Annotated in this window: 26 protein-coding genes and 3 pseudogenes; 9 read left to right on the top strand and 20 right to left on the bottom strand. The window is 68.6% G+C overall.

Annotated elements, in window-relative coordinates:
• The first annotated feature begins 134 nt into the window (after nucleotides 1-134).
• Nucleotides 135-905, top strand: coding sequence for a restriction endonuclease (locus G3I19_RS06855; protein ID WP_203599267.1), 771 nt, complete (start codon nucleotides 135-137; stop codon nucleotides 903-905).
• 216 nt (nucleotides 906-1,121) lie between these two features.
• Here the strand turns inward: G3I19_RS06855 and G3I19_RS06850 are convergent, their stop codons facing one another.
• The 5 genes from G3I19_RS06850 to G3I19_RS38025 form a co-directional block, all read right to left on the bottom strand.
• Complete coding sequence (locus G3I19_RS06850; RefSeq protein WP_164260572.1) at nucleotides 1,122-1,865, bottom strand: glycosyltransferase; 744 nt, start codon at nucleotides 1,863-1,865, stop codon at nucleotides 1,122-1,124.
• On the bottom strand, nucleotides 1,862-2,479 hold the full coding sequence (locus G3I19_RS06845) for an SAM-dependent methyltransferase (RefSeq protein WP_164260570.1): 618 nt from the start codon (nucleotides 2,477-2,479) through the stop codon (nucleotides 1,862-1,864). The genes G3I19_RS06850 and G3I19_RS06845 overlap by 4 nt, the downstream gene beginning before the upstream one ends.
• A complete protein-coding gene (locus G3I19_RS06840; protein WP_164260568.1) occupies nucleotides 2,476-3,240 on the bottom strand; it encodes a PIG-L family deacetylase in 765 nt (254 codons plus the stop codon). The genes G3I19_RS06845 and G3I19_RS06840 overlap by 4 nt, the downstream gene beginning before the upstream one ends.
• The gene (locus tag G3I19_RS06835) at nucleotides 3,237-4,241 is read right to left on the bottom strand and encodes an acyl-CoA dehydrogenase (protein ID WP_203599262.1); all 1,005 of its coding nucleotides are present in this window, start codon (nucleotides 4,239-4,241) and stop codon (nucleotides 3,237-3,239) included. Before G3I19_RS06835 ends, G3I19_RS06840 begins: the two co-directional genes overlap by 4 nt.
• A gap of 68 nt (nucleotides 4,242-4,309) precedes the next feature.
• A complete protein-coding gene (locus G3I19_RS38025) occupies nucleotides 4,310-4,438 on the bottom strand; it encodes an LPFR motif small protein (RefSeq protein ID WP_275402697.1) in 129 nt (42 codons plus the stop codon).
• Between the two features lie 467 nt (nucleotides 4,439-4,905).
• Between G3I19_RS38025 and G3I19_RS37310 the strand changes: the two are divergent.
• Nucleotides 4,906-5,016 (top strand): annotated as a pseudogene (locus G3I19_RS37310) (gas vesicle protein); the annotation flags it as partial.
• A 125-nt stretch (nucleotides 5,017-5,141) separates the two neighbouring features.
• Nucleotides 5,142-5,630: an N-acetyltransferase gene (locus tag G3I19_RS06825; RefSeq protein ID WP_164260566.1), complete on the top strand. Its 489-nt coding sequence runs from the start codon at nucleotides 5,142-5,144 to the stop codon at nucleotides 5,628-5,630.
• A 362-nt stretch (nucleotides 5,631-5,992) separates the two neighbouring features.
• On the opposite strand, the pseudogene G3I19_RS37305 reads toward G3I19_RS06825, so the two are convergent.
• From G3I19_RS37305 to G3I19_RS06770, 12 genes and pseudogenes are all read right to left on the bottom strand, one after another.
• A pseudogene (locus tag G3I19_RS37305) lies at nucleotides 5,993-6,285 on the bottom strand (aldo/keto reductase); the annotation flags it as partial.
• A 143-nt stretch (nucleotides 6,286-6,428) separates the two neighbouring features.
• Nucleotides 6,429-7,013, bottom strand: a complete 585-nt coding sequence (locus tag G3I19_RS06820; RefSeq protein WP_343235012.1) for an SDR family NAD(P)-dependent oxidoreductase — start codon at nucleotides 7,011-7,013, stop codon at nucleotides 6,429-6,431.
• Between the two features lie 238 nt (nucleotides 7,014-7,251).
• On the bottom strand, nucleotides 7,252-7,566 hold the full coding sequence (locus G3I19_RS06815; RefSeq protein WP_164260564.1) for a putative quinol monooxygenase: 315 nt from the start codon (nucleotides 7,564-7,566) through the stop codon (nucleotides 7,252-7,254).
• Between the two features lie 94 nt (nucleotides 7,567-7,660).
• On the bottom strand, nucleotides 7,661-8,653 hold the full coding sequence (locus G3I19_RS06810) for a zinc-binding dehydrogenase (RefSeq protein WP_164260562.1): 993 nt from the start codon (nucleotides 8,651-8,653) through the stop codon (nucleotides 7,661-7,663).
• A gap of 113 nt (nucleotides 8,654-8,766) precedes the next feature.
• On the bottom strand, nucleotides 8,767-9,540 hold the full coding sequence (locus G3I19_RS06805; RefSeq protein WP_164260560.1) for an SDR family oxidoreductase: 774 nt from the start codon (nucleotides 9,538-9,540) through the stop codon (nucleotides 8,767-8,769).
• A 128-nt stretch (nucleotides 9,541-9,668) separates the two neighbouring features.
• Nucleotides 9,669-10,649 (bottom strand): aldo/keto reductase, encoded by a 981-nt coding sequence (locus tag G3I19_RS06800; protein ID WP_164260558.1) that lies wholly within the window; start codon nucleotides 10,647-10,649, stop codon nucleotides 9,669-9,671.
• 131 nt (nucleotides 10,650-10,780) lie between these two features.
• Complete coding sequence (locus tag G3I19_RS06795) at nucleotides 10,781-11,626, bottom strand: SDR family oxidoreductase (RefSeq protein ID WP_164260555.1); 846 nt, start codon at nucleotides 11,624-11,626, stop codon at nucleotides 10,781-10,783.
• Nucleotides 11,627-11,661: 35 nt separating this feature from the next.
• On the bottom strand, nucleotides 11,662-11,994 hold the full coding sequence (locus tag G3I19_RS06790; RefSeq protein ID WP_164260553.1) for a carboxymuconolactone decarboxylase family protein: 333 nt from the start codon (nucleotides 11,992-11,994) through the stop codon (nucleotides 11,662-11,664).
• 270 nt (nucleotides 11,995-12,264) lie between these two features.
• On the bottom strand, nucleotides 12,265-13,524 hold the full coding sequence (locus tag G3I19_RS06785) for an MFS transporter (protein ID WP_164260551.1): 1,260 nt from the start codon (nucleotides 13,522-13,524) through the stop codon (nucleotides 12,265-12,267).
• A gap of 236 nt (nucleotides 13,525-13,760) precedes the next feature.
• Entirely contained in the window at nucleotides 13,761-14,642 is an 882-nt protein-coding gene (locus G3I19_RS06780; protein WP_164260549.1) for a helix-turn-helix transcriptional regulator, read from the bottom strand.
• 1,276 nt (nucleotides 14,643-15,918) lie between these two features.
• Nucleotides 15,919-16,560 carry an OmpA family protein gene (locus G3I19_RS06775; protein WP_164260547.1) on the bottom strand — a complete coding sequence of 214 codons (642 nt, stop codon included), beginning with the start codon at nucleotides 16,558-16,560 and terminating at the stop codon, nucleotides 15,919-15,921.
• Complete coding sequence (locus G3I19_RS06770) at nucleotides 16,557-17,126, bottom strand: hypothetical protein (protein WP_343235011.1); 570 nt, start codon at nucleotides 17,124-17,126, stop codon at nucleotides 16,557-16,559. The genes G3I19_RS06775 and G3I19_RS06770 overlap by 4 nt, the downstream gene beginning before the upstream one ends.
• Nucleotides 17,127-17,956: 830 nt before the next feature.
• Between G3I19_RS06770 and G3I19_RS06755 the strand changes: the two genes are divergently transcribed.
• Both G3I19_RS06755 and G3I19_RS37300 read left to right on the top strand, forming a co-directional pair.
• Nucleotides 17,957-18,346 carry a hypothetical protein gene (locus tag G3I19_RS06755; protein WP_164260545.1) on the top strand — a complete coding sequence of 130 codons (390 nt, stop codon included), beginning with the start codon at nucleotides 17,957-17,959 and terminating at the stop codon, nucleotides 18,344-18,346.
• A 666-nt stretch (nucleotides 18,347-19,012) separates the two neighbouring features.
• Nucleotides 19,013-19,178, top strand: a pseudogene (locus tag G3I19_RS37300) (DUF3626 domain-containing protein); the annotation flags it as partial.
• Between the two features lie 189 nt (nucleotides 19,179-19,367).
• On the opposite strand, the gene G3I19_RS06750 reads toward G3I19_RS37300, so the two are convergent.
• Nucleotides 19,368-20,018: a TetR/AcrR family transcriptional regulator gene (locus G3I19_RS06750; protein ID WP_164260542.1), complete on the bottom strand. Its 651-nt coding sequence runs from the start codon at nucleotides 20,016-20,018 to the stop codon at nucleotides 19,368-19,370.
• A gap of 71 nt (nucleotides 20,019-20,089) precedes the next feature.
• Here G3I19_RS06750 and G3I19_RS06745 point away from each other — a divergent pair, with 71 nt between their 5' ends.
• Nucleotides 20,090-20,452, top strand: a complete 363-nt coding sequence (locus G3I19_RS06745) for a hypothetical protein (RefSeq protein ID WP_164260540.1) — start codon at nucleotides 20,090-20,092, stop codon at nucleotides 20,450-20,452.
• Between the two features lie 88 nt (nucleotides 20,453-20,540).
• Here the strand turns inward: G3I19_RS06745 and G3I19_RS06740 are convergent, their stop codons facing one another.
• Nucleotides 20,541-21,056, bottom strand: a complete 516-nt coding sequence (locus tag G3I19_RS06740; protein WP_164260538.1) for a lytic polysaccharide monooxygenase auxiliary activity family 9 protein — start codon at nucleotides 21,054-21,056, stop codon at nucleotides 20,541-20,543.
• 457 nt (nucleotides 21,057-21,513) lie between these two features.
• Between G3I19_RS06740 and G3I19_RS06735 the strand changes: the two genes are divergently transcribed.
• From G3I19_RS06735 to G3I19_RS06725, 3 genes are all read left to right on the top strand, one after another.
• Entirely contained in the window at nucleotides 21,514-22,326 is an 813-nt protein-coding gene (locus G3I19_RS06735; protein ID WP_164260536.1) for an MIP/aquaporin family protein, read from the top strand.
• 315 nt (nucleotides 22,327-22,641) lie between these two features.
• Nucleotides 22,642-23,298, top strand: coding sequence for an ATP-dependent Clp protease proteolytic subunit (locus G3I19_RS06730; RefSeq protein WP_164260534.1), 657 nt, complete (start codon nucleotides 22,642-22,644; stop codon nucleotides 23,296-23,298).
• Nucleotides 23,299-23,320: 22 nt separating this feature from the next.
• Entirely contained in the window at nucleotides 23,321-23,923 is a 603-nt protein-coding gene (locus tag G3I19_RS06725) for an ATP-dependent Clp protease proteolytic subunit (protein ID WP_164260611.1), read from the top strand.
• Between the two features lie 195 nt (nucleotides 23,924-24,118).
• Here G3I19_RS06725 and G3I19_RS36820 read toward each other — a convergent pair.
• The coding region (locus G3I19_RS36820) for a hypothetical protein (protein ID WP_203599260.1) at nucleotides 24,119-24,352 on the bottom strand (234 nt) is incomplete at its 5' end.

Genomic DNA, 24,352 nt, shown 5'->3' with positions numbered 1-24,352 from the left:
GGGCCAACCGTGTTGATCATGAATCGCGCTGTTCGGGGCACACGCTGATCAAAGAGATCCGGACGAGTGCAGGGGGCCCAGTGCCGATACGGGAAACCAGGAGTAACACCGGCCGCCCCAGAGCTGTGGCATCGCTGCCCCGCTCTGTGGTTGCTCTCGCACTGGCGGGTGCCGTGCTCTGCGCCGGTGCGCTGCTTTTTGTGCGCTTCGCACACTGGGCCGGGGCGAATCCACTCACTGCCGTACTACTGGCGCTGATCGCGGTTCCCGTGCTCTACGCCCTGTTCCGCGCGATGCCAGGGGTCCGGGAGTTGCGCCGCGCCGCCCGGGCGGGGATGGCTCAGGCCGACCGCGAATTCACCGGGACGATCCGGGCCGGCCAGACCTTCGAGCCCGCCCTGGGCGCCCGGGCCCAAGGGCCGGCTGGCTTCGCTCCCGCCGTGGCACAGGACGGGCTCACCGTCGCGCTACCCGATCCTGCGCCCGACTTCACGGCCCTCGACCCCGACGGCTTCGAGGCCGCCGTCGCGGCGCTGTGCGAACGAGACGGCTGCCGCGAGGTCGAGATGGTCGGCGGCGCCGGTGATCTCGGCGCTGATGTCCTCGCGACTGCACCTGACGGCCGGCGCGTTGTCGTGCAGTGCAAGCGGTACGGCCCCGCGCACAAGGTCGGCTCCCAGGACCTCCAACGCTTCGGCGGTACCTGCTGGTCGGTGCACGGAGCCCAGCTCGCCGTAGTAGTCACCACCAGTCAGTTCACCGCGCCGGCTGAGGACTACGCCGCAGACTGCGGTATCCGCTGCGTGGATGGTGCTTCCCTCGCCGCCTGGGCAGAAGGTTCAGGACCCGCACCGTGGGGCCCCGCAATCGTCCCGGTGCGTATCCCTCCGGCCCCTGAACCGTAAAGGGTCCAGGTGCAGTCGACCCCCGCACCGTACCCGCCCCTGGCGATCACGCCCTCGAAGGTGCGGTACCCCGTCGGACGGTCCTCCGTGGGCCGCGGGACGCCGGTCAGCTTCCCCTCCGCTGCGGGGCCGCCGGACACCCTCTCCGTATGCGCCTGCCACGGCCGCGGGCCGCGTCCGGGCTGTGAGCCGGGGCCGGTGGGTCCGCCTGCGTGGTCAGTCCCTGCTGTCCGGACGGTCACCGGGTGCCCGGGCGAGGATGTTGAGGGCGGCGCCCAGCCCGTGCGGAGCCCGGTGGTCCGGGCGGCTCGACGTCAGGACGGGACACCGGTCCGTGCGCAGGATCCGGCGGTGCTGCCGCTGCAGCGCGGCGACGAGGGCCCGGTCCTCACTGTGGGCAAGAGGCGGGAAGCCCCCGGCTGCGCGGTAGGCGGCCGCGGTGACACCGAGGTTGGCGCCGTGGATGTGCGGATGCGTCCAGAGAACGGAGTCGGCAGGCCGGCCGGCGAAGTACTGGGCATTGTGCTTGGCCACGACGGCCGGGTGCAGCAGGGGGTGGGGCGTCAGCCGGACGGTACCCACCAGGCACTCCCACCCCTCCTCGGCGTGGCGGAGCTGATGGGCCAGCCAGTCCGCGGGGACGACGGTGTCGGCATCCGTGGTCGCGATCCACAGCCCATGCTCGTACGGCCGCAGCAGCCTGAGGGCTTCCTCGGCGGCTGCGGCGCGTGCGACTCCTACGTTGCGCCGGGCGAGCTCCACCACCCGTGCGCCCACCCTCCGTGCGACAGCCGCCGTGCCATCCGTGCACGCGTCCGCCGCGACCACAGTCACCAGCGGGACGCCGGGTACCGCCCGGTGGGCGGCAGCCGCCTTGAGGCTGCGCAGGGTCGCGGGCAGCGTGGCGGCTTCGTTGTGGGCCGGGATGATCACGGCGCAGGCGGTGGGCCGGGCGCTCACACCAGTCCCTCTTCGGCCGCAGGGCTGGGTGCCGCCCGTCCGTCCGGGTGCTGCCGGGTGAGGACGTGGAGTGTGAAGTCCGGGTCACGCACGTCGAGGAGCGTCTCGAGGCCGGGCACGGAGGTGAGCAGGGGCGCGAGATCCGTACCGGTGAGCCGGTGCTCGGCCACCGGGTGGTTCCAGTGCACGGTGACGAGGGTTCCTCCGGGTTCGAGGCCGGCGACCGTGCGGGCCAGGATGTCCCGCAGAGTCCGGTCATCGAAGTAGTAGAGGAGCTCGGACAGCACGATGAGGTCGAAGGCGGCCTGCGGCCACTCGTCGGGAATGGTCAGCTCCCTGACGTCCACGTGCGGGTGGCCGCGGGTGGCATCCGCGGCGGCCCGGACCGCCGACGGCACCCGGTCGGTGGCCAGCAGGCGGTCGCAGCGGCCGGCGAGCTGCGCGGTGAGAGTCCCCACGGAACACCCGGGTTCGAAGGCGCTGCTGTAGCGGCGGCGCGGGAGCGAGGCGACGGTGAGGGCGTACTTGCGCTGCTCGTACCACCGCTCGGCGAGGCTCCAGGGATCGGGCGCTCCGGCGTACATGCGGTCGAAATAGCTCGCTGGAGTGCTCATCGGAAGACCACCTCGAACGGCCTCATGTGATGGGCGAGTTCCTCGGGAGGAAGGATGGCCGCGTCCCCCTCGCTCGCGGTCAGCGGCATGATCTGGCTGGTGAACCGCTGGATCGCCCGCTGTTTGCGGGTGGAAGCCTCTGGGGGCAGTGCGATCCGTGCGGCATCCTGCCAGGGGACGCGTTCGTCGCCGGGGAAAGCCCAGTGCCACATCCAAACGGGGTAGAGCCACAGGGGCACACCGGCGGCCAGGCATGCCGCGCCGGCCGCCCGCCCGGCTGCCTCGTGGTCGCTGTGGAGGTCACCGGTCCAGGGCGCCGCACACAGCACGGCACCGGTTTCGCGCAGAGCCGCCGTGATGCCGGCCCGAACCTCGCCCTCGTGCTGGTGGACGCGAGTGTCGGGCACCTGGAGGCGCCGCGGTCGAAGGCCGGGCAGGCCCAGATCGGCGACCGCGTGCTCAAGCTCGGTCTCCCGCATCACCGTGAGTTCGGCGGGGGAGACCAGCGGGCTGCGCGGGTGTGAGCCCTCGCCGTCGGTGACCGACACCAGGTGTACGTCGTTGCCGTCGGCCGAGAGGGTGGCCATCGTGCCGCCGAAACCCAGCACCTCGTCGTCGGGATGCGCCGCGACGACCAGAACGGGACCGCGGGGCAGTGCGGCAGCGGGAAGGCGGAGCAGGCCGTCCCAGCGGGCCCACTCGGTCTCCGGGGTGCCGGGAGCGTCGATGGCCGTGGCTGCTGTCCACCGTGCGCCGGTCACTGCTGCTCCTCGTTCAGGCTGAGCAGATTCCCCAGCTCGGCGAGGTTGCGTTCCGCGTGGTGCTGGCGGATGTAGACGGTGAGATCGGCGACGGCCCTGGCATGCCGCGGGTCGTGGCACAGCGGAGCGGCACCGGTGGCGCGCCCCACGTGGTGCAGCACCTCGGTGCAGACCTTTTCCACGAACGCGCGCACCCGCAGGCTCCGGATCCGCGCATCGCCCGAGATGTCGAACGGGTCCGTGTCGATGTCCGCGGCGGCCCGCTCCATCACGGTCTCCGCCGAGCTGATCAGCATGTCGACTGCGCCCAGGTGCGCGGCGGCGTGAGCGTCGGGAGGACGCCGGACGGTCGACTCCACCAGAGTGTCCGCCACGGCGCGGGCTCCGCCCAGCCAGCATGCTGCGACACCGATGCCGCCGTGCTGGAAACCCGGCCTGTTGACGTAGTCCTCCACCCCTCCGACGGCGACGGCCGCAACGTTCGAGAAGGAGACGTCCGGGGAGTCGCTGGCGTCCATCCCGACCGCCTGCCAGGTCCCTGGCACCGGGGCCACCCCGTCGTCGTTCACCGTCACGGCGAACAGGCGGCGCCCCTCGGGGCTGTCCGCCGTCACCAGCGCGCGGGTACAGGTGTGCGCGCCCGAGCAATAGGGCTTGACGCCGTCGAGGCGCCATCCGCTGCCGCTCGGGGTGGCGGTGAGACCGGGTCCCGGAGGCTGGGCGGCCCACACACCCCAGCACTCACCGTCGTCGGGCCGCGATCCCTCGATTTCGTCGAGGATGGCGATCGCGTCGACATGGCCCTCGGCAAGCCGGGCGAGCGTCAGGTCATCGCGGCCCAGCTCCGTCAGCGTCCGGAAACGGTCGACGGTACGGCCGCCGCCGGGCAGGGGAAGCCGGAGGTCGCCCTGCCCGATCAGAGCTGTCAGACGCGCGCAGACCGCGCGGGGCCGGTCGCCCTGGTCAGGTGGCCGGGTGGCGGGTGTGCTGTCAGTGGTCATCTTGCCTTTCCTCTGCCCTCCGCGGCAGGCCCGGTGAACGCCTGCCGCCCGCCCCCGCCGTCCGGGTGTCAGTGGCGGCCGTGGGTACTGTCGGCGGCTCCGCCGAACAGTCGTGCCACAGCCTTGAAAGGCAGGGCCACGACGGTGGCAATTGCCCCGCCGATAGACCTCAGGACGTCTGCGATTGCCGTCAGCATGGGCAAATCCTTTCTCTTCGTGGCTTGTGGATCGAATGCATTTTGAATTCTACCGAACATGCGTTCACTTGGCCTGTACCCCTTGATCGAGAGGGGAAACAGAACGAAGCCGGCGGAGGATATTCGAGGAGACGTACGGTGGCCCTGTTCACCGGGCGTACGGTTCAGCGATGCGGGTTTCCCTGATCGGGATCGTCATCGATCGTCTGCCATGTCTCACCCCGCCGGGTTGCGTCGTCCGCTCCCTTTCCCGTCCCGGTGTCTACGTCGATGGTCACCCTGACCCGGGCCGTCCTGCGGTGACACCGCCGGCGCGATGGCCGCCTACCGGGTTTCGCTCGACCTGCAGGGGCGACTCGTTGGCTACGAGTGAATTTGCCGTTGCGCGAAGGGGCAGATCGAGCGCTGACACCCAGGTGCTGCCAGAAGACCGCTGAGTCGTGGCAGTTCCCGGAAGGTGATTCACCATGAGTGTTGTTCAGGATCAAAGGCAAATACCAGCTCATCGAGCGGGGGGCGGCTCGGGAAATCTCTACGATGTCCTGGAGCTCATCCTGGACGGAGGCCTTGTGATCGATGTCAGCAGCGGCGTTCGTCTGGTTGCCCCGGCGGCAGTGGAGCGCGAGCCAGGAGCGCGGGCTGAGGAAACCGCTTTGTGCCCTGGGCGATCGGCATGGATGCTGGATCGCCGGAGGTACTGAAGATGATCAACGTCGTGTTGAAGCTGTCAGCCCGTGATTTGGTGCACGCGGACCTCGCGTCGTGTGGGTGGGCAGGGTCTGACCACCACCTGGCCGGCGTCGCCGAGCAACTGGAGCGTGTCCGGGGCGGCGAAGTCGACTACCTTGCTGTCTGCCCTGCAACGGACATCCCTGTGGCGAAAGGCGGCGTCGACTACCAGGTCAAGAAGGGAGTCGGCACTTTGTGGCAGCTGGCAGTCCACCCCGCATTGCAGTCGTGCGGGATCGGCACGTTCCTTGTCGAAGCCGCGGAACTGCGGATCAGAAACCGCGGTCTGCGGCAGGCCGAGCTCGGTGTGGAGGAAAACAACCCCCGGGCACGTGCGCTGTACGAAAGGCTGGGTTATATCGCGTATGACCGCCAGCCGGACTCGTGGGACGAGCAAGCCCCTGATGGATCGTTGCGGCGCTACGAAACGATGTGCACGTTGATGCGGAAAAAACTCGCGTAGGCTCCAGGATTCCTCAGCGGACGCAGCATCCAAGATCATGCCGTCAACAGGTCCGGGCGTCGACCTCCGAGGAGCGCAACCAGACTCCGCGGCACGGTGTAACCGACGGCGAGAGCGTGCAGCCATGGCGATGCAGCCCGAGGGGCCACGAGACACCCCTGACGATCTTTGCGGGACAAGCTTTGGTTTCGCACTCCATCTGCGTCGAGAGCTGGACGCCGGCTCTCCACCCGCCGCGTCGCAGGTCAGAGTTCGGTCGTCCAGATTCCGACCGGATGGTCACTCGGAGGCAGCCACAACTGAGGCTGTGACTCGCGATGCCTCTCGTCCGCTGAGAAACCGCTGATGAGATGAGTGGCTGTTTTGCGCAGGCTCACGTCGAACGCCCGAAGGGCCGAGTCGTAGCCGTAGTCGCTGATCCACAGCTTCGTCGTCACGAAGATGTCGGAGCGGTCGACGTCCGAGCGGGCGATGGCCTAGCCGACCTGCCGCTCGTTGAAGTACGCGGCGGCGGTGTCGATGAGGCGGTAGCCGCCGTGCAGTGAGGCGAGGACTGCTTAGTGGTCTCTTCCGGGGCGCTCTGGTAGACACCGAGGCCGAGGGCGGGCATCTGCACGCCGCTGTTCAGGGTGAGGAGCGAGTTGCGGCTGGTCATGGTTGATTCCTTCTCTTGTGGGCGTCGGCGCGCGATGCAGCGGCCCGTGTGTCGCTCCGGCGGGGCCGATGGGGATGAGCCCGCTGCCGACGGGGAGGGCATGCGTGGGGAGCGCGAGCTCTTCGCGCGCACGGCGGGATTGTTCAGCCGACTGGGAAACCGACCTGGCTGAGGCCGGCGCAGTACTCCAGGAGCCGGTCCTGCAGCTCGCGCGACCGGGTCGCGGGGTGGGGGGTGCGGGGCTGCTGGTGGTGGAAGTAGCTGCCGGTCACACGGGCCGCACTGTCGTCGCCGGCCGCAAGCCAGGCTTGGGTGACGGGGGCAGCCTGGAGGTCGTCCGTGGCGCTGCTGCCGCCCATCTTCGTGGGGACCCAGCCGGGGTCGACCGCGTTGGAGAGCGTGCTGGGCCACCTGCGGGCGACGGCCATGGCGAGGGCGGTGAGGTAGAGCTTGGACTCCGAGTACGCCTGGGAGCCCTGCCACGGGCGCCGGGTCCATTGCGGGTCACGCAGCGTCGTGTCGCCGCTGTGGTGCATCCCGGAGCTGAGGTAGATAAGCCGCTCGGGCGGGGTGACCAGGGCGGTGAGGAGGTAGGGGGCGAGCACGTTGACGGCGAAGACGTCGGAGAGGCCGTCCTCGGTCTCCACGCGGCTGCGCCCGTAGTAGCCGATGCCGGCGTTGTGGATGACGGCATCGAACGGGCCCATGTCGTTGACCTGGGTGGCGATTTCACGGGTTTGGGTGATGCTGGAGAGGTCACCAACGGCTACACCGAGGCTGTCGGGGAGCGCAGCGTGTGTCTCGGGCCTGGACAGCGTTGCGCGCGTGGAGTGCCACTGTGTGGCCTTGGCCGGACAGGAGCTGGGCGGCCATCAGGCCGAGGCCGTCGGTCGAACCGGTGATGAAGATGCGGGCCATGGATCCTCCCTGATGGGCGTGCGGGTGCGCGGTCGAAGCGTGGTTCGTCTACTGCGGGTCGCTGACGCGGGTGCTGGTCGTGACCTTGAGAGGCACGTCGAGCAGGGGTGTCAGCTGGTCCACGACCCGGGTGACGTTCGGATGGTCGGCGTGTTCGGCGATCGCTTCGGCCGAAGTCCAGCCGTCAACGATGAAGAAGGTTCCGGGCGCATCGGCCTGCTCGTACAGGTCGTAGTAGAGGCAGCCGGCTTCCGCCCGCGCCGGGCCGACGAGCTCCAGCAGGAGTTCCTGGACCTGTTCGCGGTGCGGGGTCTTCGCCCGTACCTCGCAGATGATGTGGCGCTCTACTTCCTTGGCGGTCATGGGGATCTGCTTTCGTTTCGTGCGTGGCCGGCGCTCGGACTCCCGCACCGGTGCGACGGCACAGGTGAGGGCCGGCGTCGGCGGTTGGTGCGGCTCAGGCGCCGGTGAGTGTCATGACGATCTTTCCCCGCAGGCCACCGGCCCGGAGGAGCCCGGACGCCTTGGCATGTTCGGTCCAGGGCAGGGTCTGGTCGATGACCGGGCGGATGTCGCCGCGAGCGACCGCCGGCATGACCTGCGGAAGGAGCCCGGCGATGACCGTGCTCATCTCCCGGGTCCGGGTGAACCCGAAGGAGACACCGTGGACGGTGAGATGCCGGTAGGACAAGTGGTCGATGCCGATGGTCGAGGCGGGGCCGGCGAGGCGGCCGATGTTGACGATGTGGCCATCGTGCTTGGTCGCGGGCAGGCACTGGGCGAAGGTCTGCCCGGCGACGTGGTCGAGGACGACATCGACGCCCTGCCCGCCGGTTGCGGCCAGCACCGCCTCGGTCAGGTCCGCCTCCGAGGTGATGACCGTGGTGTCCACACCGACGGCGGTGAGCAACTCCCGCTTGTCCGCCGAACGGGTCGTGCCGATCACCTGGGACGCGCCGAGGGCCTTGGCCATCTGTGCGCCGATCAGTCCGATCCCGGTGGAGGCACCGGTCACCAGGACGCTCTGCCCCGTGGTGAAGCCGGCCTTGACGAGAGAGCCGTGTTCGGTGAGCAGCCCCGTGGGCAGCGCGCAGGCGGTTGCCGGGTCGACGCCTTCGGGGATCGGCAGCACGAACCGGTGGTCGGCGATCGTGTACTCGGCGAAGGAAGAGGGCGTGGAGCCCATGACGGCATCGCCGGTCGCCCACGTGTCGACGCCCTCTCCGACGGCGGCGATCTCACCGGCGTACTCGAAGCCGGCGATGAACTCCCTGCCGTGTCCGCCGTTAATCGGGTCGGATTCGGCGAGCATGCCGATGTCGGCGTTGTTGGTGGCAACAGCGACCGTGCGGATCAGGACTTCGCCTGGGCCGGGCTGCGGTACGGGCCGCTCCCGAATCTGCCAGTGAGGCCCGATTCCGCCGATGAGTGCGCGCATCGTGTCCGTCATGTTCTCTCTCCTTCTCGCGTGCTTGGGCAGGGCAGCGGTTTCGGCGCGAGTGCTCGGCATGGGTGATGTCTTCCATCCAGGCCGTTTTCCGGGCGGTGCGGTGGGCGTGTTGGTCAGTTCTGACCGGCGTAGACACGGGTCATGCCGCCGTCGACGATGAGGTCGATGCCGTTGATGTAGCTGCTGGCGTCGGAGGCGAGGAAGACGACGGCGTTGCCGATGTCCTCCGCAGTTCCTACGCGGCCGGCCGGGATCTCCTTGGCGACACGCTCGACGTAGGCGGCGACGTCGGCGTCGCTGAGCTTCTGCTCGTGGCCGTAACCCTCGGTGGGCACGACGCCGGGGCTGACGGAGTTGACCCGGATCCGGCGGTCCTTGAGGTCGGTCGTCCAGCTGCGGGCGAGGGACCGGACGGCTGCCTTCGACGAGGCGTAGGCGGCGAAGCCGGGCAGTCCCATGTCGGCGGTGATCGAGGCGTTGAGGACGATGGACGCGCCGTCGCGCAGGACGTCCAGCATGCTCTGCACCGTCAGGACGACGCCCTTGATGTTGATGCCCAGTTCGCTGTCGATCTGCTCTTCGGTGAGCTCGGGCAGCGGTGTCGCGTGCCCGCCGCCCGCGTTGGCGAAGACGATGTCGAGGTGCCCGTGGGCCGCCTTGATGGTGTCGGCCACACGGAGCATGTCGCTCTTGCTCGACACGTCGGCCTGGATGCCCCGGGCGCACGGGCCGAGCCGTTCGGCGGCGTCGTCGAGGACGTGTCGACGGCGGCCGGTGATGTAGACGAACGCACCCTCTTCTATGAGGCGCTTGGCAGCGCCGAAGCCGAGTCCGGTCGTGCCGCCGGTGACCAGGGCGACACGGCCCTGGAGTACGTGCTGTTCCATAACTCTTTCCCTACGCGCTTGGCCCCTCTTCCCGGCGCAGCGCCATGAGGCGACGCGCCGGGAAGAGGACGGTGTGTGGCGCCCCGGGCTCCGCCGAGGAACCGGCTGCTCCCTGCTGGCTTTGGGCCCTACCGGTTGACGGTGCTCTGCTGCTGCGCGGTGTACCGGTCGCCCTTGATCTGCACCTCGGACAGAGCAGTTTCGATGCGCTGCAGGTCCTGTGCGGTGAGCTCGACATTGTCGGCGCCGACGTTCTCTTCGAGCCGGTGCAGCTTCGTCGTGCCGGGGATCGGGGTGATCCACGGCTTCTGCGCGAGGAGCCAGGCGATGGCAACCTGCGCCTGGGTGGCCTGCTTGGCCTCGGCGATGTCGCCGAGCAGGGCGATCAGCGCGAGGTTGGCCTGACGGGCTTCGTCCTCGAATCGCGGCAGGACGTTGCGGATGTCGTTCTCCGCGAACTTCGTGTCTTCCTTGATCGCGCCGGTCAGGAAGCCCTTGCCGAGCGGGCTGAACGGCACGAACCCGATACCGAGCTCTTCGAGGGTCGGCAGGATGACCTGCTCGGGCTCGCGCCACCACATCGAGTACTCGCTCTGCACGGCCGTGACCGGCTGCACCGCGTGGGCCCGGCGGATGATGTCCGCACCGGCCTCGGACAGGCCGAAGTGCTTGACCTTGCCCTCCTGGATGAGTTCACGGACGGTGCCCGCGACCTCTTCGATGGGGACGTTGGGGTCCACCCGGTGCTGGTAGAACAGGTCGATCCGGTCGGTCTGCATCCGCTGCAGGGACTGCTCGGCGACCAGGCGGATCCGCTCCGGGCGGCTGTCCAGGCCGGCTGTGGAGTTGCCGTCCTTGAAGCCGAACTTCGTGGCGATGACGACCTGGTCCCGCACGGGGGCCAGGGCATTGCCCACCAGCTTCTCGTTCGCTTCGCCGTAGGCTTCGGCGCTGTCGAACAGGGTGACGCCGAGATCGGCGGCCGCGCGGATCAGCTTGGTGGCCTCGCCGGTGTCGGCGGCGGGCCCGTAGCCGAACGTCATGCCCATGCAGCCGAGTCCGATCGAGGACACTTCCAGGCCGCTGGTTCCCAGCTCACGCTTGTTCATTGTCGTTCTCCAATCACGTGGCTACGGGCAGCCTGATCGAGGCCGTACCCGAGTCCGTACATCTGGCTCCGCGAGTTCCCGGCAGAGCTCTTGGCGGCCCCATCGTGTAGCGGGCCATGGGTTCGTGCTGGTCAGGCCAGGCCGTCGCCGTGGGCCAGGTTCATCCCCAGCGCGCGCGATGCGTCCACCTGGGCCAGCAGCTCCTTGGCGTGGGTCTCGATCGCGGCGATGGCGTCAGCACCGGCGACGAACCGCACAGGGGGCTCCTCCAGGGCAGCGACCTTCAGCAGCGCCTCGGCGAGCTTGGCCGGGTCACCGGCCTGCTGGCCGTTCATCGTCTTCCAGCCCGCGATCTGCGCCGCGGTGCTCTCGGCGTAGTCATCGACGGTCAGCTCCGGCCAGGTGGTGGAGGCTTCCACCAGCAGCTCGGTGCGGAAGAACCCGGGCTCCACCGTCGTGGTGCGGATCCCGAACGGCGCCACGTCCAGGTGCAGGGCCTCCATCCAGCCCTCCACGGCGAACTTCGACATCGTGTAGGCGGCGGTGAACTCCTGGCCGACCAGTCCGGCCAGCGACGAGATCGTCATGATGTGCCCAGCGCGCTGCTCGCGCATGACGGGCAGCACGGCGCGGGTGACGTTCATCGGCCCGAATACGTTGGTCTCGATCTGCTGGCGCATCTGCTGATCGGAGACCACCTCGAAGTAGCCGGCGTAGAAGTTCGCCGCGTTGTTCACCAGGACGTCGATCCGTCCGAACCGGTCGACGGCCGCGCGGACCGCTGCGTCGGCGGTGCCGGCGTCGGTGAGGTCCAGGGCGGTGACCAGAAGGTTGTCGTGCTCGCCGCCAAGGGCCTTGAGGATGGTTTCGGGGCGGCGGCCGGTGGCCACTACCTGATGGCCGGCTTCCAGGGCCTGGCGGGCGATGTCCAGGCCCAAGCCGCGGCCGGCGCCGGTGATGAAGAAGACCTTGCTCATGAGACGGGGTGCTCCAGAGGGGATTGGTGCGGGGGTCAGCGGGCGTCGGGGTCCGACTCGACGATGCTCTTCAGCTGGGCGATCGCGCTCATGGCGTTGGGCCAGCCTGCGTAGAAAGCGATGTGAGTGATGGCCTCCACCAGCTCGTCCTTCGTGACTCCGTTCTCCAGGGCCTTCGGCAGGTGGAAGGCGAGCTGGTCGGCGCGGTAGAGCGCGATCAGAGTGGAAACAGTGATCAGGCTCCGGTCCCGCTGGGACAGGCCCTCGTCTGCCCACACCTCACCGAACAGGACGTCGTCGGTCAGCCGGACCAGCTCGGGTGCGAAGTCACCGAGCATCTTCTGAACGGCGGTCTGTTCCTCAGCCATGGCGCACAACCTCTCGGGGCGATAGAGCGAACGAATTTGATCTGCCGGATTCACAGGGCACGGTGCGACGGGGCCGGTGAAACCGGCGTCCCTGTGAAAGCGGGGCAGTAACCATGCAACCGCGATCGGAGGGAATGAGGGAGTCTCTGCTGTGAGGGGTACCGGCAGGGACCCCCGCGTCGATTCCCACAGGTCAGAGCCCCACGGCAGCGTCTGGCGAGTCTGTCCGATTCCTGAGGAAGGGGCACTGCTGCGTCCGGGACCAGCGGATCAGACCAGTACCCGGTCGTCGGCCTCATCCTGCGAGGACACCTTGGCCGGCCCGTCGGTAAGGTCCGCCTCAGAAGTATTCGTGCGAGTGGCGCGCATCGCGGCCAGGATCAGCAGCGGGATCATGCCGAGGGCGGCCATGACCACACCGACGACCTCCGGGCCCCTCACACCGAGCGGGGAGTCCAGGGCACTGCCCGCGATCCAGGTGCCGACGGCGATGCCGACGTTGAATCCGGACACGGTCAGTGCGGCGGCGAGCCCGGGGGCCGAGTGCCCGAACCGCACGGCCAGCGGGGTCGCGATCGACGTGACCGCCATACCGGTCAGGCCCAGCAGCACCACCAGGACGACCGTCGGGAACGTGCTGGCGGACAGCGGGATCAGCAGGAACAGCACCAGCCCGGATCCGGCAGCAATGGCCAGAAACGTGGTCAGCGGCCTGCGGTCGCCGAAGCGTCCGCCGAGGTTCGTGCCCAGCAGAGCACCGATACCGAAGCCGACCAGGACCAGCGGCACAACGCCCTCGGACAGGCCCGTCCGCTCGGTGAGCAGCGGTGAGATGTAGCTGTAGGCGGCCAGGAACCCGCCCGAGACGAGCGCCGTCGCGGCCAGCACGAGCCACATCCGCCCATGGCGCAGGACGCCGAGCTGGGAGCGCACGGAGGGCGCCTCACGGTGTTCCTCGGCGGGAACGAACCGGCCGATCACCACAGCGGCGATCACGGCCAGGACGGTCAACGCCCAGAAGGTGCCGCGCCAGCCGATCGACTGGCCGACGAACGAGCCCAGCGGCACACCGGCCACGATGGCCAGGCCCATGCCGCTCATCATCACGCCCATGGCCCGGGACGCGGCGGCCGGCCCGGCCGCGGACGTAGCGACCACAGAGGCGACCGACAGGAACGCGCCGGTGGCCAGCGCGGTCAGGACCCGGGCCGCGAGCACCACGGTGAACGACGAACTGAGCGCCGCGATCATGTGGCCGGCGGCAAACGTGCCCAGCGCCATGACCAGCGTCGACCGGCGGGGCAGACGCAGAGTGGCGAGCGAGATCGTGGGCCCGCCGATGATCATGCCGATCGCGAAGGCCGTGATCAGCAGACCGGCCTGGGAAACGCTGACGCCCAAGTCGGAGGCCATCTCGGGCAGGATGCCCGCGATGATGAACTCCGTCGTGCTCATCAAGAAGGTACCCAGGGCCAGCAGCGGCACGACGAAGGGCAGCTTGGTAGTGGTTTTCTGTCGCAGAGGGGACATGCGGAAACAGCCTTTGCTGTACGAGTGGATGGCGGCGGGACCAGCCGAAGCAGTCACCGGCCTGAACCCCGAAACGCGGGGCGACCACCATGCAACCGCGATCCCCGGCAACGAGGGAGCCTCCGCTGTGAGGGGTACTCCCCAAGACCCCCAGCTACGCATCCTGAGCAACCGAAACCCGCTCGCCCCCGGCCGCAGGAAGCAGCCGGGGGCGAAGGAAGTCAGGGACGGAGGGATCAGCTCTCGGAGTTCGCCTCGGTGTCCAGCGGTGCCTCGGACGGCGCGGACCAGCTGGCGAGCAGCTTCAAGGCGTCCTCAGCAGCCGTTCCCGGGGCGGCGCTGTACGCGGCGATGATGAGCCCGCTGCCGCCCGGCAGATCCATCGACTCATGGTCCAGCTCCAGATCCCCGACAACGGGATGGTTGAACCGCTTCTTGCCCTCGCGGAAGACGTGCACGTCATGGGCACCCCAAAGCACCCGGAAGGCATCGCTGCGGGTCGACAGCTCACCGATCAGGTTCGACAGCTCCCGGTCATAGGGGTTCTTCCCTGCCTCGATCCGCAACGCACCGACCGCGCCCCGGGCGATGCGCTCCCAGTCGGTGTAGAAGCGCCTTGCGGCCGGGCTGAAGAACACGAACCGCGCCGTATTCGCACCGCACGCCGGATCGGCGTACATCTCCGAGTACAAGGCCCGCCCCAGCGGATTGCAGACCAGAATGTCGAACCGGTTGTTCTGCACGAACGCAGGCAGCCCCGGCATCCCCTCCACGATCCGCTCCACACTCGGCCGCACGCCCGTCCGGACCGGCTGACGCTTCGCCCGGGCCGGCGTCGAGTTCGCGGCGCGCGCCAGGTCGTCCAGGTGACTGCGCTCGGTGTCGTCGAGCCGCAGGGCCTGCGCGAGCGCGTCCAGCACTCCCTCGGACACCCCGCCGAGATTCCCGCGCTCCAGCCGGGTGTAGTACTCAACGCTCACCCCGGCGAGCATCGCGACCTCACTTCGCCGCAAGCCGCTCACCCGGCGGTTCCCGTACGAGGGCAGGCCAGCCTCCTCGGGCGTGATCTTGTCACGGCGAGACTTGAGGAAAGCGCGCACTTCAGCCTGATTGTCCATATGCCCAGGCTAGGCACGAGCCCCCGAAACTGAGAGACCCTGCCAGTACCCCCACCAGCAGGAGCCCCCAGCCTGCCCAGATGATTAGCCACAACCGGCGCCGTGCTGCAGGGATGCATCCGAATTCGAACACATGATTGTATTTAGCTATGAGGCCGATTCCCGACGATCTTGACCGTATGCAAGAGGAGTGGCACGCCACCTACCGCCAGCTCGCCAGTCACCCGTGCACGCCACTCCGCAAGAGGATGCTCGACCTGCCAGCGGCGGTGGTGTTCCATCCGCACTAGCAGCGGCATCGGTCAGCAGGCTCGGCTGCCCTACACGGTGCCGGCCGTGCTCGACCTTCCTCCTGACACACCTCGGCTGCAGGTCCTCCTGAAGTACTTCGAGAGGCAGATCACGGAGACCGGCACGGTCGGTCCGTGGTTGCGGCTCAGTGCGGCGCGATCCGGGAAGCTCTCGCCCGAGCAAAGTGGCCGGAACGACTGCGCCGGTTGTGAGATTCTGACAAGATCGTTGGACTGCGCTCGAGGTCGGCATCGGGCCCTCCAGCTGCGTCAGCAGATGGTCACCGATAGCCGCACCAAGGCGTGCTCCGGTGGACAGCCGGTGGACAGATGCCTTTGGACGAGTCAATACGAGGTCGCACAGGGGAGACTGCCGCATATGGTCTGATCAGGCAAAACGTCACCAGGCGGCACAGTGTGACACCACCCAGCATGAATGCTCTCGGTCTCGTAATGCGTAGGTCTCGCTACCCGACGCGTGTACCGGTTGCACTCCGTACTCGACAACGGTTAGGGCGCATGGTCGTCCTGGAGGCACCGCGCATTCCTCAAGAACGCGGCAAAGCAGGGACATCCCAGGGACTTTTCAGGGACTTTCACGTCTATCTCAGGGAGGTTCCAGGGACTTTCCGCCGCGTAAGCAGGGAAGGACCTGACAGCGCTGAAAGACACGAACGCGCTGGTCAGGGCCCATCTGCCTAGCACTCGATGATGTTCACCGCGAGCCCGCCACGGGCCGTCTCCTTGTACTTCACCTTCATGACATCGGTCGCTTCGGTAGGTTGTACCGGACGGCGGCTGCTGGAGACGTACCGGGGTTAAGCACAAACGGCCGAGATCACATGGCATGGCAGGGTCCGAGACATGATCGAACGTCCCCGCGGCGGACGTGGTCGGTGCCTCGTCGGCGCCCGTCGGCTGTCCCAGATGTCAGCAGCCACGTCGTCCCCGGAGGGGTACAGAGGGGAGCGTCGACCGGGAGCGGCCTACCTCTTCGTCCCTCGCCCGAACGAGATTTCCACCCTGCGGTTCTTCTTCCGGCCTTCCTCGGTGGAGTTGTCCGCGATGGGGTCGTCCTCGCTCTTGCCGACCACCGCGAAGACGGCGCTGGACGCACCCAGCTTCGCGGCGAGCGCCGTGTGTACGGCATCGGCGCGTTTCGTGGAAAGGACCTTGCCGTGGGCGTACGTCCCCAGGTCGTCGGTGAAGCCGCGGACCGTTACCTTCCGCGGGCCGTTCTTCCTGATCTCCTCGGCGACCTCGGTGATCCGGGCGTCGGCACGACCGCTCAGCTCCGCGCTGTCCTTGGCGAAGAGGACCTCGGCCTGGAGGGTCAGCTTGATATCGTCGTTCGATTCCTCGCGCCCCGAGTCGCCGGACAGGTCTCCGGTAACCGAGAGGATGTCAACCACCACCGGAGGGGCCAGCTCCGCTCCGTGCGCCAGTTTCAGCACCGCGGCGTGTGGGTCGACCGGGACGGGCGGCGGCTCGGTCGAAGCGCTGGGCGAGGGGGCGGCGTCGGCCCCGGGGGCGTCGTACAGACCGAGGGAAGCCGTCAGGCATACGGCGGAGAGTGCGCAGGCCGCGAGCCGCAGGGCAGCGGCGCGTGCCGTCGTGGCCGGCCTCACTGCGCGACCGTGATCTTGACAGGGGCGGTGCCGAAGGTCGGCATGGCGAAGTCGACCTCCGTCGTGCCCTCGGGCGGCGCCGGGAACTGGACGAAGACCGCGGCCGTGTCGCCGGGCTGGAAGACCGTGTGGAACTGGTTGCACAAGCAGTTTCCCTGGGTGTCCCGCAGCGGGTAGTAGCGCTTCTTGCCCTTGAGGTCCGCCAGGGTGGCACCCGATGAGGAGTAGCCGTTCTTCAGCGACAGGTCATTGCCGCCGGTCCAGTGGTCCGTGTTCAGTGCCGTCTTGCCGTCGTTGCGCATCTCGCCGCGGACGGTCACCACACCGCCGTCGTACCGCTGCACGGAGTCGATGGTGAGCACCGCGCCATTTGCGCCCTTCATCTCCAGGCCCAGGCCCAGGCCCTTGGAGCCGGCCGCGGCGGGCTGTTCGGCAGCGGTCTTCTCAGCAGTCGACTTCTTGCCGTCCGGCGCACCATCCGAATCGCCACCCCCGCACCCGCTCAACGAGAGCGTTACGACCGCGATGAGTCCGAAGGCGGCCGCTTTCGCGCCGCCTTGCCTCACTCCGTTCTGGCTTCGGTGCCCAAGACCTGTCCGGCCCCGCATCGCACGCATCACGCTTCCCCCTGGTTCCCCCTCGACTGCAACACGTTGCACAGTAGCGCACGTGAACCCTGTGCCCCGGCGATTTTCATCGTGTGCAAGAACCTCCGCGGAACCCGAGGAGAAGCCTTCCTCCCCTGGCCGTAAGGCAGTTGAGCGAGGTGGACGTTCCGACGCCCAGCCGGGGCCGTCTGGTCCAGGTCGATCAGGGTTATTTCCGGGCGGAGGACGTCTCGGTGGCGAACGGCTTGTCCATCGAGGCCCAGCAAGGATCGACGTCATGAGGGCGTGGAGTGGCGGGCCTGATCACCTCTGCCGACGGGATCAGCTTCACCGTGCCCGTGCAGACCCTGTACGCGGGGTCGAACCCCCGGTATTTCGGGCTGCGCCCCAAGGGCACCACCTGGCTGAACGTGGTGAACGACCATGTGATGGGGCTGGGCGGCGCGTTTGCCCACTACGGACGGCTCTTCAGGACCATGGACAGCAGCGGCAGCGCCTTCTGGGCGGTCATGGATGGGGCCGGTGATGTTGACGTCGAAGACCGACCTGATGACGTCCTCGGTGATGGTTCCCAGCGGTGCGGGTGTTCGTTGTGGTGTCGTGGCCGACGAGGTCGAGGGCAGAGCAGAGGCCGCCGTCCCACCGCCCCCGGGAACTCGGCCTGTGGGAGCGGGTAGTTCCAGATGTAGATGTGCTCGTGTCGGCCTTGCTGTCCGGCGCCTGTGCGGGCCAGTCTGAGGCCGACCGGCCCGCAGAACAGGGGCCACAAACGAACGGGGAACTCCGTCATGCTGCGCAGAATCACGACGGCTCTTGCTGCTGGTGCCTTGCTCGCTGGGATCGGACTGGCAAGCAGCGGGACAGCGTCAGCCGCACCCGCCGACGGCCCTTGGGTGGGATGCCCGTACGGGGCTGTGTGCATCTACGGCCAGGACGTCAATCCATGGGGCAGCCCCCACCCGACTGACGTGTATTACAGCTACGGTGCCCACAACTTGAGCGGCAAGTACGGCCACCACTACATCGTCAACAACCAGTACAACGGTGCCGGTGTCAGCCTGTGTTCGGGCTACAACGGCGTCGGCTGTCACCCTCAACTCCCGGCACAGAACGCGCAAACCTACGACCTGACATCCGTCAACTCCATCACTCTCAACCGCGACCCCATCCTGGGATAGGGGATAGGGGATAGGGGATAGGGGATAGGGGATAGGGGATAGGGGATAGGGGGATAGGCGCTGCCTCCAGTGTCCAGTCCGGGGCGTACGGGCAGCAGGCATCAGCCAGAGGCGGAGGCCCAACCGGGCACCTCACAGCCGGTATCAACAGTTCGTGATCAAAACCACCGTGCGCGTCGGTGACGAACAGGGAGGCGCAGGCGAGTCTCGGGTTCCGTCAGCACCACAGCTCGTGGATCTCACCGCCTGTCAGCACGGCCGGGGTCGCACCTGGTTACGTAGTGTCGGGACCGCAGCCGGCCAAGGCGGTCCTGCCAGCGGCCGTGATCCCACCCCCCCGCAAGGGCCCGTAGTCAACGGGGTTTCGGAGGCGTCCGCACGTGCAGGGGAAACCGACGCCGTGTCCACCGCGAAAACCAGGAGGAAGAGCGGGGGATGCTCCGAGTGGAGTCTGCGCGACGACGTGGTGAACCACCTTGGCTCCGAGCACCTGTGGCCGCCACACCTGCTGCGCAAGGAGACGACGGAGGAGGCCGGCGACCTCCTGGGGCGGGGACGGCTGAGCGGGCGGCCCCGAGGGCAGGTCCGGCCGGGCGAGCACAAGCGCGTGCCGAGCGAGTGTTCCAGCCCCGGCGTCCACCGCCTGCCGCGCTTCTGGCACTCGGCCTCGCCCTGGGCCCCTGTTACCGAAGCACCGCCGTCGGCCGCAGCCCCCTGCGCCTTGGCTGCTCCGTGGAGTGGCATGGCGGGTTCCGTCTCAGCGTCGAGGAACTGCGCCGTCACCCCGGTTAGTCGCGGCCAGGACTATGGCGACTGGGGCGCGCAGATCGCGGGCGACGGAGGGACTGTGTGCTTCACGACGAGCCGGGCGCACGTCGACCTCGCCAACCCGGCCTGATGCATCACGATCGGCGGCGTTCGCCTCGGCCGGGGAGTCGCCGCCCGCGCGAGGGCCGAGACACACCGGGGTGGCTCGTGACCCAAGTGTCAGGCCAGAACCGGCTATCCGGCTATCCGCCGGCTACCCGGCTCCATCAGGTTCCAACAAGGCGGCGATCATGGTCGCGGCATGCCACCGCTCGAACGCGCGGTGGCTCCAGCCGCGTTCCTCCACGAGACGCCGGTAATTGGCCGGCTGGATCTGCAGCCACAGAATGTCGGCGGCAACCTCGGCGGGGACATCGCGCCGTAGCGAACCTGTCGCGGCCACCGCCGCGAGGACGCCACGGGCACACTCCAGCAGCTCGTCCTGGGATTTCTCCAGCAGTTGTGCCAGCTCGGAGTCGCTTCCTGCGGCTTGCTCGAGCACCAGTTGCAGGGCCCCGAGCCGCTGCGAGATGGCAGCAGTGAAGGCGGCGAACTCGGTAAGAAGCCGGTGCGCGTCCTGGATCACCAGGATCCGCCGGAAGTCTCCGTCGTTGGCGCTGACGCTACCGCCCTCGGCCACCCGCTGGCGGGCGAGCCCGAACAGCTGCGCCTTGCCGCCCACTCCGAAGACCGTCTGACGGGATACACCGGCGCGCGCCGCGATCTGGTCGATCGTGGCGCCCGAGTAGCCCTCATTCACGAACACCTCCCCGGCGGCCTCCACCACGGCCTCGCGAGTACGGCGGGCGCTCTCGTCGCGCAAGGGGGAGCGGTACTTGCGCTGAGTGCTCTTGACGCTTGTCATGTGATTTGACTAGCCTCCCAGTCAAGTCATTCGACTTATGGTTAAGCCAATTCTAGGAGCAGGAGACGGCGTTGTCGACATCGGACGTCCTCAAACCGTGGCGGGTTCTGGGCTTCGGCAAGCACCCGGAGATAGGCGAGAAGGTTCAGGCACGCCTGCGGGAGGCGGGTCTGGCGGCCACGGTCATCGTCCTCACCGACGATGAGGCCGGTGACACCCGGCTGATCCAGGAACTGAGCAACACCGAGTACGACGGCGTGGTGATCGGCAGCTTCATCAGCGGCCAGGACCCTGAGCTACCGCCGACCGAGCTGACAAGCCTCTGGTTCAACCGAATTCTCAACGTCATTCACGCCTACGCGCCGACCGCCAGGATGATCCTGGTCCGCAACCCAGGCGACGCACTGCCCGCGGTCCGCCGCGTACTCGGCTGAGCCTGGCGACCACGGCAGCGACCGTCCGGCGCGGGCGGGCCCCGGACTGTCCTGGGCGGGGCCCGCCCGTGCCGGTGCGGTCTCTGTGTCAGCCGACGTTCACGTCGATGCAGGTGTAGAAGGCGTTACTGGTGTCCGCGATGTTCCAGACGGCCAGGACCTTCTGCTGCCCCTTGAGGCCGCCGAAATTCACCGAGTGGGTGACGGTCGCGCCGGGCTTCGCCCCGTGGTCGTCGAACTCGGCGATCTTCTGGCCGCCGACGAAGTACTGCCAGGTGCTGGTGGCGTGCTGGGCGGTCAGTGTCCACTTGAACTCCGTGGTGGAGGAGACCGGTGTGACGGCCCAGCCCTTGGAGTCGTCGTCCAGCTCGGCGTACTGGGCGTTCCCGCCGCTGCAGCTCTGCAGGCCCTTGGGCCCCTCCACGCTCTGCGGCTCATAGGTGATGGCACCGCAGCTGACGGTGTGTGCGGCGCACTGTGCCTGCCTGCTCGGCGGTGACGAGATATATCCGTGGGCGCTCGCGGAGCCGACCGGCAGGCTGAGCGCGAGTACGGGCGCGAGGACCGCACCGAGGATCGCGGCTGTCTTCCTTTTCGCGTGCATGAGAACTCCTTCACATCAGGTCTTCCTGGACGCGCCCGGCCTGTGGGGGGCCGGGCGCGTCCAGGCCGGCCTCTCGCGGGTGGGGCCGAGAGGCGCGAAGGGGAGCGGCGCCGACCACCTCGTGCCGGAGGGAACCGCGCGGTGCGGCAACGGCGTCAGTGGTCTCCGCCAACTTGGTCCAGACCATTTCAGCTCGACGTGTTCGCGTCAAGAGTGGGTGGGCGTGGGCTCGGTGGGGGCCGTTGGTGCCGGACTGGATGCACCCGGCCGGGTGGTGTCCCCATGGGGGTGGTCACACCCGGTCGCGCGCCACAGCTTGCGCCGGTGCGCTGGTGCACGTCGTATGGGGTATGCCGGTGTGCGTACTTCGGTCGTACGGTGCGTCAGTCTGCCGCCCCCTGCCCCTGCGTGCCGCCGGCCGTACGTCTCAGCCCGCATTGTCTGGAGGCAGGTGTCCATGTCAAAAGGCGCAAAGAGAACGGGTCTGGTCTCTGAACTGTCCGCCGAGTTCGCAGGCACCCTGATCCTCATCCTGTTCGGATGCGGGGTGGTGGCGCAGGTCGTGGCCGCGGGCCTCGGGGACCACGACAGCATCGCCTGGGCCTGGGGTCTCGGCGTCACCCTGGGCGTCTATGTCGCAGGCCGGATCAGCGGGGCCCACATCAACCCCGCGGTCACCCTCGCCTTCGCCCTCTTCCGCGGCTTCTCCTGGGCGAAGGTCGCCCCCTACATCGTGGCGCAGACCGCCGGTGCCTTCGTCGCCGCGCTGCTCGTACGGTGGAACTACACCGAAGTGCTGGCCAAGTTCGACCCCGGCCACACCTTCAAGACGCAGTTCGTCTTCTCGACGCTGCCCGGCAACGGAAATCTGCCCGTCAGTGAGTGGGGAGCGCTGCGCGACCAGATCCTCGGTACGGCGATCCTGCTGTTCGTGCTGTTCGCCCTGACCGACCTGCTCAACGACCCGCCCGGCGCCAACCTGGGGCCGCTGCTCATCGGTCTGCTCATCGTCGCCATCGGGATGGCGTTCGGCGCCGACGCCGGGTACGCCATCAACCCCGCCCGTGACTTCGGCCCCCGGCTGGCGAGCTTCATCACCGGCTATCACACGGCGTGGCGAGATCAGTACGGCAACTTCTACTTCTGGGTGCCGATCGTCGGGCCGCTCGTCGGCGGTGCGCTCGGCGCGGGTCTGTACAAGCTGCTGATCGGGCGTTACCTGCCTTCGCTCGGCAAGCAGGAGGCCGGGAGGATTCCCGCGGCCGACTGACGGAAGGCCCGACGGCCCGGAGGCTCAGAGGCCCGGAGGCCCGGAGGCCCGGAAGGACATCGCTCGACTCGCGGCCAGCACCGGTGGCGGGGACCCACGGCACACGTGGGTCCCCGCCACCGGTGCGTTCGGCCACCGCGGGCGAACCCGGGCTCCAGACACCCCGGCCGGCCCCGCAGCCGACCGCGGGCCCGGCGGGCTCTGCCGTCAGCGAATCTGCTGCGGGCCGAGAAAGCCCGGCAGGGGCCACCACCGGGCCGACAGTGGGGGCAGAGCGCGGAGCAGGAGTCCCGCGCCCCGACAAGGAGGACCCCGATGCCAACTCCCTCTACCGGCTGGGGCACTGCCCTCGCCCCCCGTGCGTCGGACGACGACAGCACACCCGCCACCCGCTTCGACGACCACCTGGCCGCACAGCTCCTGATGCAGCGCATCGTCCTCCTGGGCACCCAGGTCGACGAGGTGTCGGCCAACCGGGTCTGCGCCCAGCTGCTCCTGCTGTCGGCGGAGGACCCCAAGACGGACATCAGCCTGTACATCAACAGTCCCGGCGGCTCCGTGACAGCGGGACTGGCGATCTACGACACGATGCAGCTCATCCCGAACGACGTCTCCACTCTCGCGATGGGGTTCGCCGCCAGCATGGGCCAGTTCCTGCTCACTGTCGGCACCCGTGGCAAGCGTTTCGCCCTGCCGAACGCGCGGATCATGATGCACCAGCCGTCGGCCGGCATCGGTGGGACCGCAGCCGACATCGCCATCCAGGCGGAGAACCTCGAATTCACCAAGAAGGCCATCGAACGGATCACCGCGGAGCACACCGGCCGCAGCGAGGAGACGATCTCCCGCGACGGTGACCGCGACCGCTGGTTCACCGCGGTGCAGGCCATGGAGTACGGCATGGTGGACCGGGTCGTGGAGTCGCTCGGCGACGTCCGCCCGGCCGGCCCCCGGCGACGGACGGGGCTCTGAGATGGACCGGTACGCGGTGGACATGGGTCAGTACACGATTCCGAACGTCGTCGAGCGCACCCCGCAGGGGGAGCGGTCCTACGACGTCTTCAGCCGGCTGCTCTCGGAGCGGATCATCTTCATCGGCACCGAGATCGACGACGGTGTGGCCAACGTCGTCATCGCGCAGCTGCTGCACCTGGAGTCGTCCAGCCAGGAGACCGAGATCTCCCTCTACCTCAACTCGCCGGGCGGATCGGTCACTTCGCTGATGGCCATCTACGACACGATGACCTTCGTCAGCTCGCCCATCTCGACCTTCTGCGTCGGGCAGGCGGCCTCGACCGCCGCGGTGCTGCTCGCCGGCGGGGACCCCGGGCGGCGGTTCGTCCTCGACCACGCACGGGTCCTGCTGGGGCAGCCCGCGAGCGGCGGCCAGCAGGGCACCGTGTCCGACCTCAGCCTGCGGGCGAAGGAGATGCTCCGGATCCGCTCGGAGGTGGAGGAGGTGCTCGCCCGGCACACCCACCACGAACTCGCCCAGCTGCGCGCCGACATGGACCGGGACAAGGTCTTCACCGCGCGCGAAGCCGTCGCGTACGGGCTCGCCGACCAGGTGCTCAGCCGCCGGAACGCAGTCGCGTAACAGCGGGGCGGGGCGGGGCAGGGGCCCGGGGCCTGCGGGCGGGGGAGGGCCGTACGGGGGAGGGCCGTACGGGGGAGGGCCGTACGGGGGAGGGCCGTACGGGGCGTGAACCGCGCCCCGTACGGCCCTCCCGGGCCCTCCGAGTTCCCTCCCGCGCTCCTTCGGGTGCTGAACCCTCAGGCGGCCAGGCGCACTTCACCCTGACGCGAGACCGGGGACGCGACCGGCGACACGGCTGGGGACGAGACCGGGTCCGAGACCGAGGAAGCGGCCGGAGACGAGACCGACGAAGCAACCGAGGAAGCCACCGAGGAAGTGGCCGGGGGCACGGCCGGGGACGCCGCCGTGCAGCGGGCACTCAGCTCCGCCACCGGCACCCCGGCCCCGTGCTCGCCGGCGCGCGCGGGAGGCCGCCCCGGGCCAGGGCCG

Source organism: Streptomyces sp. SID10853, assembly GCF_010548145.1.
Classification (GTDB): domain Bacteria; phylum Actinomycetota; class Actinomycetes; order Streptomycetales; family Streptomycetaceae; genus Streptomyces.
The sequence above is the reverse complement of the archived record's forward strand: the minus strand, read 5'-3'. Positions and strand labels throughout refer to the sequence as shown.